13 protein-coding genes are annotated in these 17,799 nt (G+C 75.8%); 9 read left to right on the top strand and 4 right to left on the bottom strand.

Annotated elements, in window-relative coordinates; genetic code table 11:
• The 3 genes from JNW98_RS18895 to JNW98_RS18905 form a co-directional block, all read left to right on the top strand.
• On the top strand, positions 1–1,303 hold a 1,303-nt coding region (locus tag JNW98_RS18895; RefSeq protein WP_223769432.1), incomplete at its 5' end, for a GlnX family signal transduction membrane protein.
• 107 nt (positions 1,304–1,410) lie between these two features.
• Positions 1,411–3,318 (top strand): HSP90 family protein, encoded by a 1,908-nt coding sequence (locus JNW98_RS18900; protein ID WP_223769433.1) that lies wholly within the window; start codon positions 1,411–1,413, stop codon positions 3,316–3,318.
• Positions 3,315–6,257, top strand: coding sequence for a tetratricopeptide repeat protein (locus JNW98_RS18905; protein WP_223769434.1), 2,943 nt, complete (start codon positions 3,315–3,317; stop codon positions 6,255–6,257). Before JNW98_RS18900 ends, JNW98_RS18905 begins: the two co-directional genes overlap by 4 nt.
• Positions 6,258–6,839: 582 nt before the next feature.
• On the opposite strand, the gene JNW98_RS18910 is transcribed toward JNW98_RS18905, so the two are convergent.
• On the bottom strand, positions 6,840–8,081 hold the full coding sequence (locus tag JNW98_RS18910; RefSeq protein ID WP_223769435.1) for an MFS transporter: 1,242 nt from the start codon (positions 8,079–8,081) through the stop codon (positions 6,840–6,842).
• 234 nt (positions 8,082–8,315) lie between these two features.
• Here JNW98_RS18910 and JNW98_RS18915 point away from each other — a divergent pair, with 234 nt between their 5' ends.
• Both JNW98_RS18915 and JNW98_RS18920 read left to right on the top strand, forming a co-directional pair.
• The gene (locus JNW98_RS18915; protein WP_223769436.1) at positions 8,316–8,903 is read left to right on the top strand and encodes a TetR/AcrR family transcriptional regulator; all 588 of its coding nucleotides are present in this window, start codon (positions 8,316–8,318) and stop codon (positions 8,901–8,903) included.
• A 38-nt stretch (positions 8,904–8,941) separates the two neighbouring features.
• Positions 8,942–9,817: an NAD(P)-dependent oxidoreductase gene (locus tag JNW98_RS18920; protein ID WP_223769437.1), complete on the top strand. Its 876-nt coding sequence runs from the start codon at positions 8,942–8,944 to the stop codon at positions 9,815–9,817.
• Between the two features lie 31 nt (positions 9,818–9,848).
• On the opposite strand, the gene JNW98_RS18925 is transcribed toward JNW98_RS18920, so the two are convergent.
• Positions 9,849–10,235 (bottom strand): hypothetical protein, encoded by a 387-nt coding sequence (locus JNW98_RS18925; protein WP_223769438.1) that lies wholly within the window; start codon positions 10,233–10,235, stop codon positions 9,849–9,851.
• Between the two features lie 180 nt (positions 10,236–10,415).
• On the opposite strand from JNW98_RS18925, the gene JNW98_RS18930 reads away from it, so the two are divergent.
• On the top strand, positions 10,416–11,042 hold the full coding sequence (locus JNW98_RS18930) for a CBS domain-containing protein (protein ID WP_223769444.1): 627 nt from the start codon (positions 10,416–10,418) through the stop codon (positions 11,040–11,042).
• Between the two features lie 60 nt (positions 11,043–11,102).
• Here the strand turns inward: JNW98_RS18930 and JNW98_RS18935 are convergent, their stop codons facing one another.
• Complete coding sequence (locus JNW98_RS18935; protein WP_223769439.1) at positions 11,103–11,975, bottom strand: NAD(P)-dependent oxidoreductase; 873 nt, start codon at positions 11,973–11,975, stop codon at positions 11,103–11,105.
• Positions 11,976–12,124: 149 nt separating this feature from the next.
• Here JNW98_RS18935 and JNW98_RS18940 point away from each other — a divergent pair, with 149 nt between their 5' ends.
• Both JNW98_RS18940 and JNW98_RS18945 read left to right on the top strand, forming a co-directional pair.
• Positions 12,125–12,730, top strand: coding sequence for a TetR/AcrR family transcriptional regulator (locus JNW98_RS18940; RefSeq protein ID WP_223769440.1), 606 nt, complete (start codon positions 12,125–12,127; stop codon positions 12,728–12,730).
• A gap of 118 nt (positions 12,731–12,848) precedes the next feature.
• A complete protein-coding gene (locus tag JNW98_RS18945) occupies positions 12,849–13,769 on the top strand; it encodes a phytoene/squalene synthase family protein (protein ID WP_223769441.1) in 921 nt (306 codons plus the stop codon).
• A 496-nt stretch (positions 13,770–14,265) separates the two neighbouring features.
• On the opposite strand, the gene JNW98_RS18950 is transcribed toward JNW98_RS18945, so the two are convergent.
• Positions 14,266–15,930 carry a bifunctional 3'-5' exonuclease/DNA polymerase gene (locus tag JNW98_RS18950; RefSeq protein ID WP_223769442.1) on the bottom strand — a complete coding sequence of 555 codons (1,665 nt, stop codon included), beginning with the start codon at positions 15,928–15,930 and terminating at the stop codon, positions 14,266–14,268.
• Positions 15,931–16,021: 91 nt separating this feature from the next.
• Here JNW98_RS18950 and polX point away from each other — a divergent pair, with 91 nt between their 5' ends.
• Entirely contained in the window at positions 16,022–17,752 is a 1,731-nt protein-coding gene (gene polX / locus JNW98_RS18955; protein WP_223769443.1) for a DNA polymerase/3'-5' exonuclease PolX, read from the top strand.
• Positions 17,753–17,799 lie beyond the last annotated feature (47 nt).

The following is a 17,799-nucleotide window of genomic DNA, read 5'->3' on the forward strand; positions in this document are numbered from 1 at the left end:
GCTGGGGGTCCAGGCGCTGCTGATGCTGGCCGCCCTGGCGGCGCTGTGCGGCGCGGCCGTGGCCGGCGCCGTCGTGGTGCGCGCCGACACGGACCGGCTGCGGGAGACCGTCACCGAGCGGGCCGCGACGGCGGCCGGGCTGCGCTTCGCCCTGGCCGACCTCGACGCGCAGCGGGCGAACTCCCTGGTGCCCGGGCACTCCGCCGACCGGCCCGCCGTGCTGCCCGCGGGCCGGTCGGCGGATGACTTCCAGGTCGGCAACCGCGTGCTGGCCCTGCTCACCGCGCGGCAGCGGCGCGCCGAGGTCAGCGATCTGCTGCGGCGGCTGGGCGGGGACCCGGCCCAGGGCGGGCGGGTGCGGGCGCTGCTGGACGGCCTGGGCCGGTACGACGGGCTGACCGCGCGGTCGTCCGCCGTCGACGAGACGGCCCCGGACCGGCCCGCCGGCCGGCCGCCCGCCGGTGCCGTGACCCTGTCCGTCGACGCGGGCGAGGTGATGCACCGCGAACTGCTGCCCGCCGCCGACGCCCTGGCCTCCGGGTACGCGCGGGAGGCGGACGGGCTGGCGGACCGCGCGCACGACGCGGCCGTGACCGCCGCGTGGGCGACGGCCGGAACGGGCGTGGCGGCCCTGGCCGTCCTCGGGGGGTGCCAGTGGCGGCTGGCCCGCCGCTACGGGCGGGTGTGCAACCCGGCGCTGTGTGCCGCGACGGTCGCCGCGGCCGTCGTCACCGCCCTGGGCGGCGTGGCGTTCCTGTCGGCGGCGGACGACGTCCGGGGCGCGGCGCGGGACGGGCTGCGCCCGTGGTCCCGGCTGGCGGAGGCCCGGGCGGTCGCCGCCGAGGCGGCGGCCACGGAGGGCCGCTGGTTCGTCTACGACACCCGCCCGGGATCCGCCGCCGTGAGCAGGTTCGAGGGGCTGACCGCGCGCCTCGACACCCTCCTCGCGCCGGACGGCTACGCCTACGCGCCCGGGCGCGCCGACCACCGGGCCGTGCTCGACCGGTACGCGCGGTTCCGCGACGACGACCGCCGGATGCGGGAGGAGCAGGCCACCGGGCGGACGGACGCGGCCGTGCTCACCCTCACCGAACTCGGGCGGGGGCGGATCCCGTTCGACTTCTGGGACTTCACCGGCTCGCTCGACGCGCTGTCCGTGCGCCACCTGGACGTCCTCGCGGAGCGCACGGCGTCCGCCCGCGACCGGCTGGCGGGCTGGCCCCTGGTACCCGCGGCGGTGCTGGGCGGCGCGGTGCTCCTCGTCGGGGCGGGGCTGCGCCCCCGGTTCGTCGAGTACCGCTGAGGCGCGTGGCCTTGGCGGCCCGTCACGGGCCCCGGGCCGGGCGCCGGTCTTGAGCCCGGCTTAATGCCCGGCCGGTTGTCCGACCCACCCAGTACGCTGCTGCGACGATGACTGACGACCAGATACCGCACACCTTCCAGGTCGACCTGCGCGGCCTGGTGGACCTGCTGTCCCACCACCTGTACTCCAGCCCCAAGGTCTATCTGCGCGAACTGCTGCAGAACGCCGTGGACGCCATCACGGCGCGCCGCGCGGAGGAGCCCGGGGCGCCCGCGACGGTGCGCCTGTACGCCGACGGCGGCCGGCTGCGCGTGGAGGACAGCGGCATCGGCCTGACCGAGGCCGACGTCCACGACCTGCTGGCCACCATAGGCCGCAGCTCCAAGCGCGACGGACTGGAGTCGGCGCGCTCGGAATTCCTCGGCCAGTTCGGCATCGGGCTGCTCGCCTGCTTCGTCGTCGCCGAGGAGATCCGGGTCGTCAGCCGCTCGGCCAGGACGCCCGGCGCGCCGCCCGTCGAGTGGACGGCGCGCGACGACGGTTCGTACGCCGTCCGTACGCTGGCGGACGAGGCGCGCCCCGAGCCGGGGACCACGGTGTTCCTGGCCGCGCGGCGCGGCGCGGAGGAGTGGCTCGCCGAGGAGCGCGTGCTCGCCTTGGCCACGGACTTCGGCTCGCTCCTCCCCCACGACGTGCGGGTGGGCGACGCCCCGGTGACCGACCGGCCGCCCGTCTGGGAGCGGGCGTACCCGAGCCCGGCCGCGCGGCGGGTGGCGCTCGCCCGGCACTGCCACGAGCTGTTCGGCTTCTCGCCGCTGGACGCCATCGACCTGGACGTGCCGGTGGCCGGGGTGCGCGGCGTCGCGTACGTGCTGCCGCAGGCGGTCAGCCCGGGCCGGCGCGGCGGGCACCGCGTGCACCTGAAGGGCATGCTGCTCACCGACCGCGCCGACGAACTCCTGCCCGACTGGGCGTTCTTCGTCCGCTGCGTCGTCGACACCGACAGCCTGCGGCCCACCGCCTCGCGCGAGAGCCTGTACGACGACGACCGGCTGGCCGCCGTCCGGGAGGCCCTCGGGGAGCGGATCCGCGACTGGCTCGCCGAGCTGGCAGCGGGCGACCAGGAGCGGCTGCGGCAGTTCCTGTCCGTCCACCACGTGGGCGTCAAGTCGCTGGCCCGGCACGACGCGGACATGCTGCGCACGATGCTGCCGTGGCTGCCGTTCGAGACGAGTGACGGGCAGCTGTCGCTGGAGGAGTTCGCGCAGCGGCACCGGACGGTCCACTTCACCCGGACCGTCGAGGAGTTCCGGCAGGTCGCGCCGATCGCCGCGGCCCAGGGCGTCGGCGTGGTCAACGGCGGCTACACCTTCGACGGCGAGCTGGTGGAGATGCTGCCCCGGGTGCGCCCGGGCACCACGGTCGCCGAACTGGACGCGGAGACGGTCACCGCGCACCTCGACCACGTGGAGCCCGGCGACGAGCTGGCGCTGGCCGACTTCCTGGCGGCGGCGCGGGCGCGGCTGGACGCGCTCGGCTGCGACGTGGTGCTCCGCTCCTTCCTGCCGGTCACCGTGCCCGCGCTGCACCTGGACGACCGCGCGGCGCGCCACGAACGGGCGCGCGCGGAGGAGGAGTCGAAGGCCGACGACCTGTGGACGTCCATCCTGGGCTCGCTGCGGGACGAGGCCCCGCGCGCCCGGCTCGTCCTCAACCACCTCAGCCCGCTCGTCCGGCGCGTCGGCGCACTCGCCGACCGCGACCGCGACCTGGCGGGCACCGCCGCCGAGGCGCTCTACGGCCAGGCCCTGCTGATGGCCCAGCGCCCGCTGCGGCCGGCCGACTCGGCGCTGCTGAACCGCGCGTTCCTGGGCCTGCTGGAGTGGGCGGCCCACCCGGCGGCGCCCTCTCAGCCGTCGCAATCGTCGCAGCCATCCCAGTCGTCGCAGCCGTCCCAGTCGTCGCAGCCGTCCCAGTCGTCGCAGCCGTCCGCGCCGTCCGAGGAGGGCCGATGAACCGCACCGCTTCCGCCCTCCGGCAGGCGCTCCAGGACAACATGGACGAGCCCGAGGGCCCGGCGCGCAACGCCGTCGCCGAGCGGCTGGTGGAGGAGGCCGGGCAGGCCGACGACACCGGGCTGCTGCTCGACACCCTGTTCAACCTGCTGTCCGCCTACAACTTCAGCTCCGAGTCGGAGAAGATGTTCGTCCCCTTCGCGCGCGTGCTGCGCATGTGGGACGAGCGCCCGGCGGACTTCGACGCGTACGCCGAGCACCGGCTGCACTGGATGTTCAAGTGGGTGGCCAGCGGCATGCTGGACCAGCCGGACATTCCGCTGGCGTCGGTGGAGAAGTGGCACGCGGAGATGGAGCACCGCTACCGCGTCGCGGGCCACAGCGAACGGGCCGTGCGGCAGAGCGAGTTCCGCATCGCCCGGGACACCGGCGACACCGCGCGGGCCGAACGGGCCTTCGCCGCCTGGCTCGCCGCCGACCGGGACCGGATGAGCGACTGCCACGCCTGCGAACTCCACACCCAGGGCGACTGGCTGAACCGGCTGGGCCGCCCGGCGGAGGCCCTGGAGACCTGGCGCCCGGTCCTGGCCGGTGAGCACACCTGCGCCCACGAGCCGCACGTGGCCCTCGCGTCCTCGCTGCTCCCCCTGGTGCGGCTGGACCGGATCGACGAGGCTCGCGCCCACCACCTGCGCGGCTACCGGATGATCCGGAACATGGAGTCGATGCGGGCCACCGTCGGCGACCACTTGGAGTTCTGCGTGCTCACCGGCAACGAGGCGCGGGCCCTGGAGATCCTCGCCGAGCACACGGGCCACTTCGCCCCCTCCGGCGACCCGCTGTCCCTGCTCGACTTCCTCGCTCCCGTCGCGTTGCTCGCCCGCCGGCTGACGGACCTGGGCCTCGGCGAGCGGCGGGTGCCCGGCCCGGCCGGACGCGAGTGGACGGCTGCGGAGCTGCACGCCCATGCCCGGGCGGAGGCCCTGGAGCTGGCCGGCCGGTTCGACCGGCGCAACGGCAGCACGGTCGTCGGTGACCGCGTCCGCGCGCGGATGGAGGCCGCGCCGCTGGCCGAGCGGCTGCCACTGGGCGTACGGGCCGAGCGGCTCACCGTGCCCCGGCCCGCGCCCGCCTCCGCGCCGCCGGCCGCCGCGTCCCCGGCCGACGTCCGGGAACTGCTGGCCACCGCCCGCCGGCTGACGGAGGATCCGGCTCCCGGTGTCCGCGCGGCGTGGGAGGCGTTCGCGCGGGCGGCGCGCGGCCGGGAGGCGGAGCTCGACCCGCTCGGCCGGGCCGAACTCGCCGACCACGAGGCGATGGAGCTACTCGCGGAACCGGAGAAGTGCGTCGACGGCTTCCGGGCGGCGGCCCTGCTGTACGAGGAGGCCGGGCACCCCGCCCAGGCCGCCCTGGCGCGGGCGCGGGCCGGGCTCGCCCTCTCCTTCGCCGGGCGCGCGGCGGAGGCGGCGGCCGTGGTCGACGCCGAGTGCGCCCGGCTGCGCGCGCTGCACGCGGAGGGCGTCGCGGAGCCCCGGTCGGTGGCCACCGCCCTGCTGTACCGGTGCCGGGTCCTCCAGAACGGACTGCCCGACGGCCCGCCGGGCGTCGACGGCGTCCCGGCCCCGCTGGAGGCCGCGCTCGACGAGGCGGCCGCTTTCGCCGAGGAGCACCGCGCGGCGGGCCGGGTGATGTCCGGCCGGCTGGCCGACGTGCTGCAACTGCGGGGCGAACTGGCCCTGATGGCGGGCCGGCCGGATCTGGCGGCCGGGGCGTTCGGCCGGGCCGTGCAGCTGACGGACGAGGCCGGCCTGGCCTGGTACGCGCCGGAGGCCCGGGCCGGGCTGGCCCGGGCCGCGATGGCCTGCGGCGATCCGGAGACGGCGGCCGGGGCGGCGCGCGCCGCGCTGGAGCACGGCGCCGGCACCCTGGACGACACGGACGTCGCGCAGGTGCACGCCCTCCTCGCCGAGGCACTCACCGCCACCGGCCGGCACGAACCGGCGGTGGAGCACGCCCTGGAGGCGGCGCACTGGGCCGACCAGGCCGGCGAGACCGCGACGCTCGGGGCCTGGGCCCGGCTCACCCTCGGCGGGGCGCTGCACCGGCTCGGCCGCGCGGAGGAGGCCGCGTCCGTCCTGGAGACGGTCCTTCCGGACCTCGAACAGGGCCACGGCGAGGGCCAGGTCGTCCAGGCGCGCTGGTGGCTCGGCGAGTGCCTGGCCTCGCTGGGCGACCACCGGGAGGCGGCCGCGCAGTTCCTGCGGGCCGCCTCGATCGCCCAGGGCTGGGAGGAGCAGCAGGACCACGCCGTCCTGGCCAACATGGCCGCCGACTGCCTGGGCCGCGCGGGCCGCGACGAGGAGGCCGGACTGGCCTACGAGCGGGCCGAGGCGCTGTGGCGCGGCCTGGGCCGGCCGGAGGCGTACGTCCGGGTGCTGCGCGCCCGCGCGTGGCTCGCCGCGCGCCGCGAGGACGACGGCCTGGCGCGGGCCCGCGAGCTGATGGCCGAGGCGGAGCGCGAGTGCGTGGCCGCCCTGGCGGCGGCCGACGACGACGCGGCGCGGGAGCTGCTGCGGAGCGAACTCGCGGGCACCCACCGGCAGACCGGCGAGCTGATCGTCCGCTTCTGCGAGGGCGAGCCCGGGGACGACGATGACGACGACGGCACGGCCCGGAAGGCGTACGAGGAGGGGCTGTCCCACGCCGAGCGGGCGGTGGCCGTCCTCACGGAAGGCGGCCCCGCCCTCCGGGACCAGCGCACCGCCGCCGAACTGATGGCCGCCTGGCTGGAGGCCGACCTGGGCCGCAACACCCCCGCCGCGGACCGCGCGCGGGCCGTGTTGGCGGAGTACGGCAACGAGTCCGAGGGCGCGGCTCCGGCACGGCGGGCCGAGGCGGAGAACGTCCTCGCGTACACGGCGCGGCGGGAGGAGGACTGACGGTTCGTCGGAGCCGTTTGGGCGGGTGAGGGGCCGGGCGGCCCGGGGGCATCCCGCTCCCCCGCGCCGCCGCCCCTGAGGCCGACAGCGCACGGCCGGGCGGCTCCGGCCTGGCTGGCGGGGGTACGCCACCCGCAGGCCGGAGCACCCCTGTCAGGGCCGGTCGGCTTCGTCCAGTCCCGCCAGACGGGTGAGGGCCGGGTCGCCCGACCTCCAAGACCGACTGCGCGGGACCGCGCACGGCCGGGCGGCTCCGGCCTGGCTGGCGGGGGCACGCCACCCGCAGGCCGGAGCACCCCTGTCAGGGCCGGTCGGCTTCGTCCAGTCCCGCCAGACGGGTGAGGGCCGGGTCGCCCGACCTCCAAGACCGACTGCGCGGGACCGCGCACGGCCGGGCGGCTCCGGCCTGGCTGGCGGGGGCACGCCACCCGCAGGCCGGAGCACCGCAGTCGGGGCCGGTCGAGTCGCCCCGGGGCATGCCGTTCCCGGGCCCCCGAGACCGACCGCGCGGGACCACATACGGCCGGGCGGCCACGGCCCGGATATGTGGGGGCACGCCTCCGAAGGGCCGGAGCGCCCCGGTCAGGACCGCTCGGCCGAGGTCGGCGTCGTCGGGCGGCGGTTTCGGCCGAGGCCGGGGGACGTCGTGGTGGCGACGGCCGCGAGGGCGGCCGCGGTCAGGGCCAGGAGTACCCACGGGAGCGAACCGACGCCGGCCGGGCCGAGGAGGAGCCCGCCGACGACGCCGCCGCCGGCGACCGCGCCGTTGAAGACGGTGACGAGCATCGACTGGGCGACGTCGGCGTCGTCCCCCGCCGCGTCGGCGATCGCCGTCTGGAGCAGGGTGGGGGCACCGCCGAAGGTCAGCCCCCAGGCGACGATGCCGACGACGACCGCCGCCGGAGACTCAGCGCCGACGCCCAGCACGAGGGCGGCGACGGCGAGACCGGCGAGGCTCGCGAGGGTGAGCGCGCGGAGCAGGCGGTCGACGAGGAGCCCGGTGGTCCAGATGCCGGCGATGGCGGCGGCGCCGAAGGCGAGGAGCAGCACGTCGACGTGGCCGCCGAGCCCCGCCCCGGCCGCGTACGGCGCGATGTACGTGTAGAGGACGTTGTGGCCGAGGATCCACAGGAGGATCACCGAGAGGACCGGACGTACCCCGGGCGTCATGAGAACGGCCCGGACGGTCGTGCGCCGCTCCGCCGCCTGCCCGGGGAAGTCGGGTACCAGGGCGCGGATCCAGAGCATGAGCAGCAGGGCCACGCCGGACATCACCCAGAAGACGCCCTGCCAGCCGAACAGCGAGCCGAGCCAGGTGCCGAGCGGGACGCCGCAGGCCAGCGCGACGGGCTGGCCCACGCCCACGACGGCCAGGGCGCGGCCCTTGAGGTGCTCGGGGACCAGGCGCCTGCCGTACCCCGCGAGGAGGCCCCAGATCACCCCGGACGCCATGCCGGCGGCGAACCGGGCGGCGAGGGTGACGGCGTACTCCGCCGACAGGGCGGTGACGGTGTTGAAGACCAGCAGCCCGCCCACCGCGCACAGGAGCAGCGGTCTGCGGCGCATGCCGCGGGTGGCGGCCGTCACGGGGATCGCCGCTACGACCGAGCCGATCGCGTACAGGGTGACGAGCTGGCCGGCGAGCCCTTCGGACACGTCCAGTCCGCGCGCGATCCGCGGGAGCAGTCCGGCGGGGATCGTCTCGGTCATGATGGCCAGGAATCCGGCGACGGTGAAGGCCAGGAGCCTGCCGACGGGCAGCCGGCCCGGGTCGGGAACGCGGGGGCGGGGCGGGGCCGTTCGGCCGCGGACGGTGGTGGTCACGGGGATCCTCCGGAGTGTTCGGCGGGAGCGCGTCGTCCCCCGCCGGACGGCCGTCACGTACCGGACGGCGGTGGAAGGCGGGGAGGGGGAACGGCCGCGGCGTCTCGTCGGACGCGGGCGGCGCGCAGGGGCCGTTCGTGCCGTTCGGGCACGTCGACGGCGTCGAGCCAATCACACGTCCGGCGATCCGGAAAGGATTTTTAACAATCGTTCCAGAACTGCTAGCCTGACGCCATGTCACCACGTGCGAAGGGTTTCGACGTCGACCGCGTCCTGGACGCCGCCATGTCCGCGTTCTGGGAGAAGGGGTACGCCGGGACCTCGGCCCAGGACCTCGTGGAGAGCACGGGCCTCGGCCGCGGCAGCCTCTACCACACCTTCAAGAGCAAACACGACCTGTTCGAGGCGGCGTTGCGGCGCTACGACACCGAGTGGACGTCCCGCCTGGTGGGCATCCTCGAGGACGGCGACACCCCCGCCGCCGACCGGATCCGCGCGGTCCTGATGAGCGTGGTGGAGGAGGAGACGGCCGGGGTACCCGGCCGCCGCGGCTGTCTGGTCGTCAACTCCGCCGTCGAGCTGGCGGGTCGGGACCCGGAGATCACCGACCTCGTCCGGGACACCTTCGCACGCGTGACGGACGCCCTCACGGCCTGCGTCGAAGAGGGACACCGCGACGGCACGGTGGACGACCGGCGGGCCGCCCGCCCCCTGGCGCTGTACCTGCTCAACTCCCTTTACGGGCTGCGGGTGCTGGGCAAGGGAACCGACCGCGCGACCCTGACGGGGATCGTCGACCAGGTCATGACGTCCCTGCGGTAGAACCACCCCTTCACTCCCCCATCACCCACGGAGTCACCATGCCCACGGCACAGCCCGTCATCGCGGTCCTCGGCACCGGCATCATCGGAGCCCCGGTCGCCCGCAACCTCGCCCGAGCCGGATTCACCGTGCGGGCGTGGAACCGCACCCGGAGCAAGGCGGAGGCGCTCGTCCCCGACGGCGTGCACGCCGCCGCCACCCCGGCGGAGGCCGTGGACGGCGCCGACGTGGTCCTCACCGTCCTCACCGACGGCCCCAGCGTCCTCGCCGCCATCGACGCGGCCGCCCCCAAGCTGGCGCCGGGGACCGTCTGGATCCAGGTCAGCACCGTCGGCGAGGCCGTCGGCGAACTCGCCGCCCGGGCCACCGAGGCCGGTCTGGTGTTCGTCGACGCGCCCGTCCAGGGCACCCGGGGCCCCGCCGAGCAGGGCACGCTCGTGGTCATGGCCGCCGGCCCCCTCTCGGTGCGCGACACCGTGCGGCCGGTCTTCGACGTCATCGGCGCGCGGACCGTGTGGGTGGGCGAGGACGGCTCCTCCGGGGCGGCGAGCCGCCTCAAACTCGCCCTGAACGCCTGGGTGATCGCGCTCACCACCGGCGTGGGCGAGGCACTGGCGCTGGCCGACGGGCTCGGCGTGGACCCCGCGCACTTCGTGGACGTCGTCTCCGGCGGACCGATGGACAGCGGCTTCTTCCGCGCCAAGTCGTCGGCGATCCTCTCCGGGGACTACACGCCGAGCTTCTCCGTGGACAACGCGGAGAAGGACGCCCGGCTGGTCCTGGAGGCGGCGCGGCGCACCGGCCGCCGCCTGGACGGCACCGAGGCGGGCCACCGCCGCTTCCTGCGCGCCGCGGAACAGGGGCACGGTGACGCGGACATGGCGGCCGGCTACTTCGCGAGCTTCGACGCGTGACCGTCGCCCCTGCCCCGCCGCGCCGGGCAGGTCAGGGACGGAACCCCCGAAGCACCCCGTCACGCACCTCCAACACCTCACCATCCTCGTCCTCGTACTCATAGAAGCGGAGCGACCCGATGACGCCCGGGGTGGCCGTGTGGGGCGCGAGGCGGTCCAGCAGGCCGCGCAGCTCGTCCGTCTGCTCGGCGTGGATCTCCTGCCGGACGACCAGCCCCCACCCGTCGGGCAGCGGGCTCAGCACCGCACTCAGCACTCCCCCGACACGCCACGCGGGCCCGGCACCGGCGAACAGCGGTCCGGGATCCCGTTCCCCCTCCGGATCGGGCTCCAGGTGGCCGCGGAGTGCGGCCAGGAGGGCGGCGGGCAGGCCGGCGTCGAGGTGCCAGTCGAGGCGGAGTTCGTACATGTCGCTCACCCACCGGAGCGTAGACGGCCCGGCGGCGGGTCATCGCCGGACCCCGTACTCACCCTCCGGTGTGACGGCGGGAGGTGCCGCTCCGGCGTTCCGGCGCGTGTGCGAGGCTGGGGGCATTCCCGGTGGTCAACCTGGCCGCGCGCCCGGCCGCCGGGTGCGGACCGGAAGGACTGGGACATGTTGCAGCACAGAACCGTCGGCGACCTGATGACGCACTCGGTGGTCCGGGTGCAGCGCGGCACCCTGTTCACGGAGATCGTGCACGTGCTGCACGAGCACGACATCACGGCGGTCCCGGTCGTGGACGCGGAAGACCGCCCGGTGGGCGTCGTCTCCGAGGCCGACCTGCTGGCCAAGGCGGCCCGGCGGGTGGACCCGTCCCTCCCGGCGGCGCTCCGCGCCAAGCACGAGGCGACGACGGCCGAGGGCCTGATGACCAGCCCGGCGGTCTGCGCCCGCCCGGACTGGAGCGTCGTGGAGGCGGCCCGCGCGATGGAGGAACGGCACGTCAAGCGGCTCCCGGTGGTGGACGCCGAGGGCCGGCTGGTCGGCCTGGTCAGCCGCAGCGACCTGCTGCGCGTCTTCCTCCGCGACGACCGCGCCATCCGCCAGGAGATCATCGAGGACGTCCTCGTCCGGACCCTCCACGAGCCGCCGTCGGGCATCGGCGTCGAGGTGACCAACGGCCAGGTCCGCCTGAGCGGTTCGGTCCGGGACGCGGGCCTGGTACCGGTCCTGGTACGGCTGTGCGGCAGCGTGGACGGCGTGGTGAGCGTGGACCACCACCTGACGGTGGGGGCCGCGTAGGCCCGGGGCTGCCGTCGGAGCGGGACGGGGGCCCGGCCCGTCGGCGCTCGCCGCTTTCCGTTACGCGGCGCCCTTCTTGAAGACCTCGGCGAGGCTCGTGAGGCTGGAGTCGGCGTGGCCGGTCGCGGCGGCGCGGCGGAAGGCGTCGAGAACGGCGCCGGACATGGCGGGGTCGACGCCCGCGGCGCGGGCGGTGTGGACGATGTGGTCGAGGCTGGCGACGCCCATGGCGACGCGGTCGACGTCGCCGGTGTGGTCGGCGGCGGCGAGGCGCGGGGCGTAGAAGGCGAAGAAGCCGGGCAGCGAGGCGGCCGTGGACTGGGCGTAGGGCAGGAAGTCGGCGGCCGGGATGCCGTACGCGTCGGCCACGGTCTGGGCGTGGACGTAACTGATCAGTCCGGTCCAGAAGATGTCCATCTGGATCTGGTAGAAGAGCTGCGCGAGGCCCGGGTCGGTGCCGCGGTAGTCGGTGCCGGTGAGGACGGCCAGCGTCTCCTTGTGGGCCTCGAACACGGCCTCGTCGCCGCTGTAGAAGGTGGACGACTGCGGGTCGCCGATGCCGGAGGGCGGCGACTGCACGCCGCCGGTGAGGTGCGTGCCGCCGTGCCGGGCGACCCACTCCGCCGCCTCGCGGGCCCGCTCGGGGGTGTCCGAGCTGAGGTTGGCGATCACCCGGCCGCGGACCGCGTCCGGGGCCTGCTCCAGGACCGCGAACGCCGCGTCGTAGTCCGTCATGCTCAGCACGACCAGCTCGTTGGCGGTCAGTGCCCGCTCCACGGAGGGGGCGAGGACGGCGCCGGCGGCGACCAGTTCGTCGGCCTTGGACGCGGTGCGGTTCCACATGGTGACCGGGTGGCCCTGCTTCAGGAAGGCGTGGACCATCGCCTTGCCCATCGGGCCGAGGCCGATGACGGTCACGGGCTGCTTGCTCATGGGAGACCCCTTCGAAACGAACTCTCTGGAAAGAACCCTCTGGAACGAACGCTCTACTTGGTGATCACCGTAGCACGGCTCTGGAAAGAACGCTCTACTCAGTAGGGCGAATCGATAGGGCGAACGCTCTATCCAGGTAGGCTGCGAGGATGAAGAAGACCACAGGGAACGGCAGCGGGACGGCCCCCGCCCTCGACACCCGCGAGCGGATCGTCCGCGCGGCCTCCCGGCTGATGCAGCGCCAGGGCTACGACGGCACGGGGATCAAGCAGATCTCCCAGGAGGCCGAGGCCACGCTCGGCTCCCTCTACCACTTCTTCCCGGGCGGCAAGCAGGAGCTGGCGGTCGCGGCGATCCGCCACGGCGACCGGGAGTTCGCCGACATCCTGCGCGGCGCGCTGGAGAGCGCGGAGGACCCGGGCGACGCCCTCGTCGCCTGCACCGCCACCCTGGCGAAGACCCTCCGCGCGTCCGACTGGACGGACGGCTGCCCGGTCACCGCGACCGCCCTCGGCACGGCCGGCCGCGCACCCGACATCCAGCAGGCGGCGGCGGAGGCGTTCGCCCGCTGGCGCGGGCTCGTGCACGCCAAGCTGACGGCCGCGGGCCTCGCCGAGGACGACGCCCGCGACCTCGCGCAGACGGTGATCAGCACGCTGGAGGGCGCGGAGCTGGCCGCCCAGGTGTCGCGCGACGAGGAGCCGCTGCACACGGCCGGCCGGCACCTGGCCCGGCTGATCGCCTGCTACCGGTGAGGCGGGCCCGGCCGGGCCGGGCCGGTAGCCGGTAGGCTCGGCCGGACGATCATCGACCGCTCGGACGATCACCGACCTCCGGGACGATCACCTACCGCTCGCAGGAAGGCGGACCGGCATGCACGCCTGGGCCCCCGGCCGCCGCTCGTGGGAGCGGGCGCTGACCGCCGCCGGCATCGACGACCCCGCCCTGCGCGCCGCCTACACGCGGCAGCGCGCCGTGGTCGCCGGCTACCGCCGCCACGCCTACCTCGCGGTGCGGCTGCTGCTGCCGCCCGCGCTCGTCCCGCACGCCATCGCCGCCACGGCGTTCATGCACCACACCGACAACCTGCTCGACCGGGGCCCCGACGCGGCCGGCGACTGGCCCGCCTGGGAGGCGCGGGTCCGCGCCGGGCTCGCCGGAGCGGAGGACGGGCACCCGGTCGTCGCCCCGCTGCTGCGCACCGTGGCCGCACACCCGCCGCTGCGCGGGCACGTCGAGGACTTCCTCGCCGGGGCGCCCCTGGAGCGGGACACCACCGGCTTCGCCACCGAGGCCGACTACCGGAAGTACGTCGACGCCTACGCACTCCCGGCGTTCATGACGATCGCCGGGCTGCTGCTCGCGCCGGAGGCCGACCCGGACGCCTCCCGCGAGGTCTGCCGCACCTACATCGACGGCAGCCAGCGGCTCGACTTCGTCAACGACCTGTCCGAGGACCTGCGCGACGGCCGGCTCGGCCTGTCCGAGGAGGCGCTGGCGCGGTACGGCGTCACCCGGGCCGCCCTGGAGCGCGGCCGGGACGCGCCCGGCGTCCGCGGCCTGCTGCGCGACCAGCTCCTCCAGGCCCGCCGCGACCTGCTCGCGGCCCGCCGCCTGGTGGCGTTCGCCCCGCCCGGCCACCGCGCCTTCACCCGGGCCGTGATCGCCCTGGAGACGCTGACCGCCGGCGCCGCCCTGGCCGCGGGCACGGCGGTCCTGCGCCACCCGGTCCGCCCACCGCTGCCCGGCGCCCTGGCGGTACTGCTGCGCGAGTACCGCCGCCGGGGACGCTGAGACGCCGAGCGGCGTCCGCCAGGCCGGGGAGCCGTCCAAGCCGTGGGGCTCCCCCGCACCCTCAGCCGCCGGCGTCCGCGCGGCACCCGGCGTACCGCCGTAGGAGACGCCGGGCGGAGCTCGCCAAGCCGATGGCACCCGCGCCATCAGGCCCTGCGTCCGCGCGGCACCCGCCGTACCGCCACTGGGGCGCCCAAGCGGTACCGGCCCAGCCCGGGCCCCCAGCCCCTGCGTCCGCGCGGCAACCGGCCCACCGCCGCCGACGACACCGAGCAGAGCACGCCCAAGCCGAAGGCACCCGCACCGTCAGCCCCCCGCGTCCCCGCCGCACCCACCGAACCGCCGCCGGGCCCCGAGCGGGGCCCGCCCAGGCCGGAGTCCAGCCTTCAACCCCCGCGTCCGCGTCCGCGCGGCACCCGGCCCACCGCCGCCGGAGGCGCCAAGCGAGGCCCGCCCAGCCGAAGCACCCCAGCCCGGCCAAGCCCCCCCGCGCCCCTCAGTCCTTGGCGTCCGCATAGCACTCGGCCACCGCGACCGTGAACGGAAAGCGCGTGGGCGTCTCGCCGAACGCCAGCCGTCCCGCCTCGTCCCCGGCCCACCGGATCGCCTCCGCCACCCCGGCGGCCTCCTCCTCCGGGCAGTGCACGATCAGCTCGTCGTGCTGGAAGAAGACCAGCTCGGCGCGGAGCCCGGCGAGGGACTGCCGGACCAGGGCCAGCACGATGAGCGCCCAGTCGGCCGCGCTGCCCTGGACGACGAAGTTCCGCGTGAACCGGCCGCGGGCGCGCGCCGCACCGGTGGAGCCGCCGCCCGGCTCGTCCTGCGGCAGTCCCGCCTCGTCGGGGACGGCGGTCGAGGCGGGCGGGCAGGTGCGCCCGAGCCACGTCCGCACCAGCCGGCCGTCCTCCCCCGCCCGGGCCGCGTCGTCGACGTGGGCCACCGCCCGGGGGAAGCGCCGGCGCAGGTCGGCCAGGTGCTTGAGGCCGTCCCCGGAGGTCTGCCCGTAGATCGCGCCGAGCATCGCCAGCTTGGCGCGGTCGCGGTCGCCGGAGAAGGCCCGCTCGGCCAGGTCCGCGTAGAGGTCGCGGCCGGTCCCGGCGACCTCCATCAGCCCGGGGTCGCGGGCGACGGCGGCCAGCACCCGGGGCTCGATCTGGTCGGCGTCGGCGACCACCAGCCGCCAGCCGGGGTCGGCGACCACGGCCCGCCGGATGACCTTGGGGATCTGGAGCGCGCCGCCGCCGTTCGTCGTCCACCGGCCGGTGACCGTGCCGCCCGGCACGTACTCGGGGCGGAACCGGCCGTCGCGGACCCACGTCTGGAGCCACTGCCAGCCGTGCGCCGTGTGCAGCCGGTAGAGCTTCTTGTACTCCAGCAACGGCTCCACCGCGGGGTGGTCGACGCCGCGCAGCTCCCAGGCGCGCGTCGAGGAGAGGGCGATGCCCTCGCGGGCGAAGGCCCGGACGATGTCGGCGGGCAGGTCGGGCCGGACGCGGACGCCGCCGAACGCGCGCGACACCTCGTCCGCGAGCTCGGCCAGCCGCCGCGTCTCCTGCCCGCCCGGATACCGCTCCCCCAGCAGCGCCGTCAGCAACGCCCGGTGGACGTCGGCGCGCCAGGGCACGCCCGTGCGGGACATCTCGGCGGCGACGAGCGTGCCCGCCGACTCGGCCGCGACGAGCAGCCGCATCCGGCCGGGGTGCTCGGTGTCCTTGGTGCGCGCCTGCTGGTCCGCGTAGACGTCGAGGAGGGCGTCCAGCGGATCGGTGCCCGGCGGCAGCGGGACCGGGCCCGGCTCGAACAGCGACGGCTGCCCGTCCGGCGCGCGGGCGGGCGGATCGTCGGGCACCGGCAGCCCGCGCAGCCGGGCCCAGGCCGCGGCCAGCGACCGGGGCTGCCCGGACTGCCCCTCCGCGTGCCCCACGAGCAGCGCCTCCGCCGCCTCCACGTCGTAGCACCGCTCGACGCGCACCCCGGCGGCCGCCGCCCGCCCGTACAGCTCCGCCGTGGACCGCCAGATCCACCGCGACGCCTCGGGCCGGGCCCGGACCGCGTCGGCCAGGCTCGGCTCCACGACGGTCGGCCCGGCCGCCCGCCCGTCGACGTCGACCGGGCACACCCGCACTCCCGCGTCCCCCGCGTCCACCAGTGCCCATCTCACCTCCGCAGTGTCGCACCGGGGTCTGACAACGGGCCCCCACCAGGCCACACGCCGAGATGTGCGGACACCCGCCCGGTGGCACGCTGAAGCCATGGCCCGGCCCAACGAGGCGGTCGAGGCGCTGCTCCAGGAGTACGCCGACCTCGTCGCCATCACCGGGGGCGACGCGTTCAAGGCGCGCGCCTACGAGAAGGCGGCCCGTGCCGTCGGCGGGTACCCGGAGGACGTCTCGGGCATGGACGTGAAGGCGCTGCGCGAGATCCCCAACGTCGGGAAGTCGATCGCCGAGAAGGTCGTGGAGTTCCTGCGCACCGGCCGGGTGGCGGCCTTCGAGGAAGCCCGCGCGTCCGTGCCGGCCGGGGTGCGGGAGCTGCTCGCCATCCCCACCCTGGGCCCGAAGAAGGCCCTCGCCCTCTACGAGGAGCTGCGCGTCTCCTCGGTGCCGGAGCTCCTCGACGCGGTCCGCGCGGAACGGCTGCGCGATCTCAAGGGGTTCGGCGAGAAGACCGAGCGGAACGTGCTGCACGGCATCGAGCTGATGCAGAAGGCGGGCGGCCGGATCCTGCTCTCGGCGGCGACGGAGGCGGCGGAGCGGATCGTCGCGGAGCTCTCACGCGTCCCCGGCTGCGCGGACTGCGCCTACGCGGGGTCGCTGCGGCGCATGCGGGAGACCATCGGCGACATCGACGTCCTGGTGGCGGCCGACGACCCCGAGCCGTTCATGGAGGCGTTCCGCGCCCTCCCGGAGACGGCGGAGGTCATCGTGAGCGGGCGGAAGAAGACGTCCGTACGGACCGCGACCGGCCTCCAGGTCGACCTGCGCGTCCTGCCGCCCGACGCGTGGGGCGCGGGACTGCTCTACTTCACGGGTTCGAAGGCGCACAACATCCGGATCCGCGAGATCGCCGTCCGCAAGGAGCTGAAGCTCTCCGAGTACGGCCTGTTCCGCGTCAAGAGCGGCAGGAAGGTCGTCTCGCGGACGGAGGAGGAGATCTACGACCGGCTCGGGCTGCCCTGGATCCCGCCGGCCCTGCGCGAGGACCGCGGCGAGATCGCCGCCGGGCTGCGGGGCGACCTCCCGGAGCTGATCGCCGAGGGCGACGTCCGCGGTGACCTGCACACGCACACCGACCTCACGGACGGGCTGTCCCCGCTGGAGGAGATGGTGGCCGCGGCGGCGGAACGCGGGTACACGTACTACGCCGTCACCGACCACGCCCCGGACCTGTACATGCAGCGGATGACGGACGAGAAGGTCCTGGCCCAGCGGGAGCGGGTGCGGGCGCTGGACGGGAAGCACCGGAAGATGCGGCTCCTGCACGGCACGGAGCTGAACATCGGGCCGGACGGCGGTCTGGACTGGCCGGACGACTTCCTGGCGGGCTTCGACCTGTGCGTCGCGTCGGTGCACTCGCACTTCCACCAGACCCGCGAGGAGCTGACCCGCCGGCTGGTGCGCGCCTGCGAGAACCCGTACGTGACCGTCCTCGGCCACCCCACGACCCGGCGGATCGGCAAGCGGCCGGGGATCGACGCGGACTTCGACGAGGTCTTCGCGGCCTGCGCCCGCACCGGCACCGCCCTGGAGATCAACTCCCATCCGGAGCGGCTGGACCTCTGCGACGAGGACGTCCTGCGGGCGCGGCGGCACGGCGTGAAGTTCGCGGTCAGCACGGACGCGCACTCCGTGACGCACCTGTCGTACCTGCGGTACGGCGTCGGCACGGCGCGGCGGGGCTGGCTGACGAAGGACGACGTCGTCAACACGTGGCCGCTCCAGCGGCTCAAGCGCTTCCTGGGCGAGGGGCGGCGTGGCCGCTGACACTCACGGCGGCCGTGGGGCGACCGGGCGCGGGCGGCCCGCGCCCG

The sequence above is a fragment of the Streptomyces huiliensis genome, from assembly GCF_020037025.1.
GTDB classification, from domain to species: domain Bacteria; phylum Actinomycetota; class Actinomycetes; order Streptomycetales; family Streptomycetaceae; genus Streptomyces; species Streptomyces huiliensis.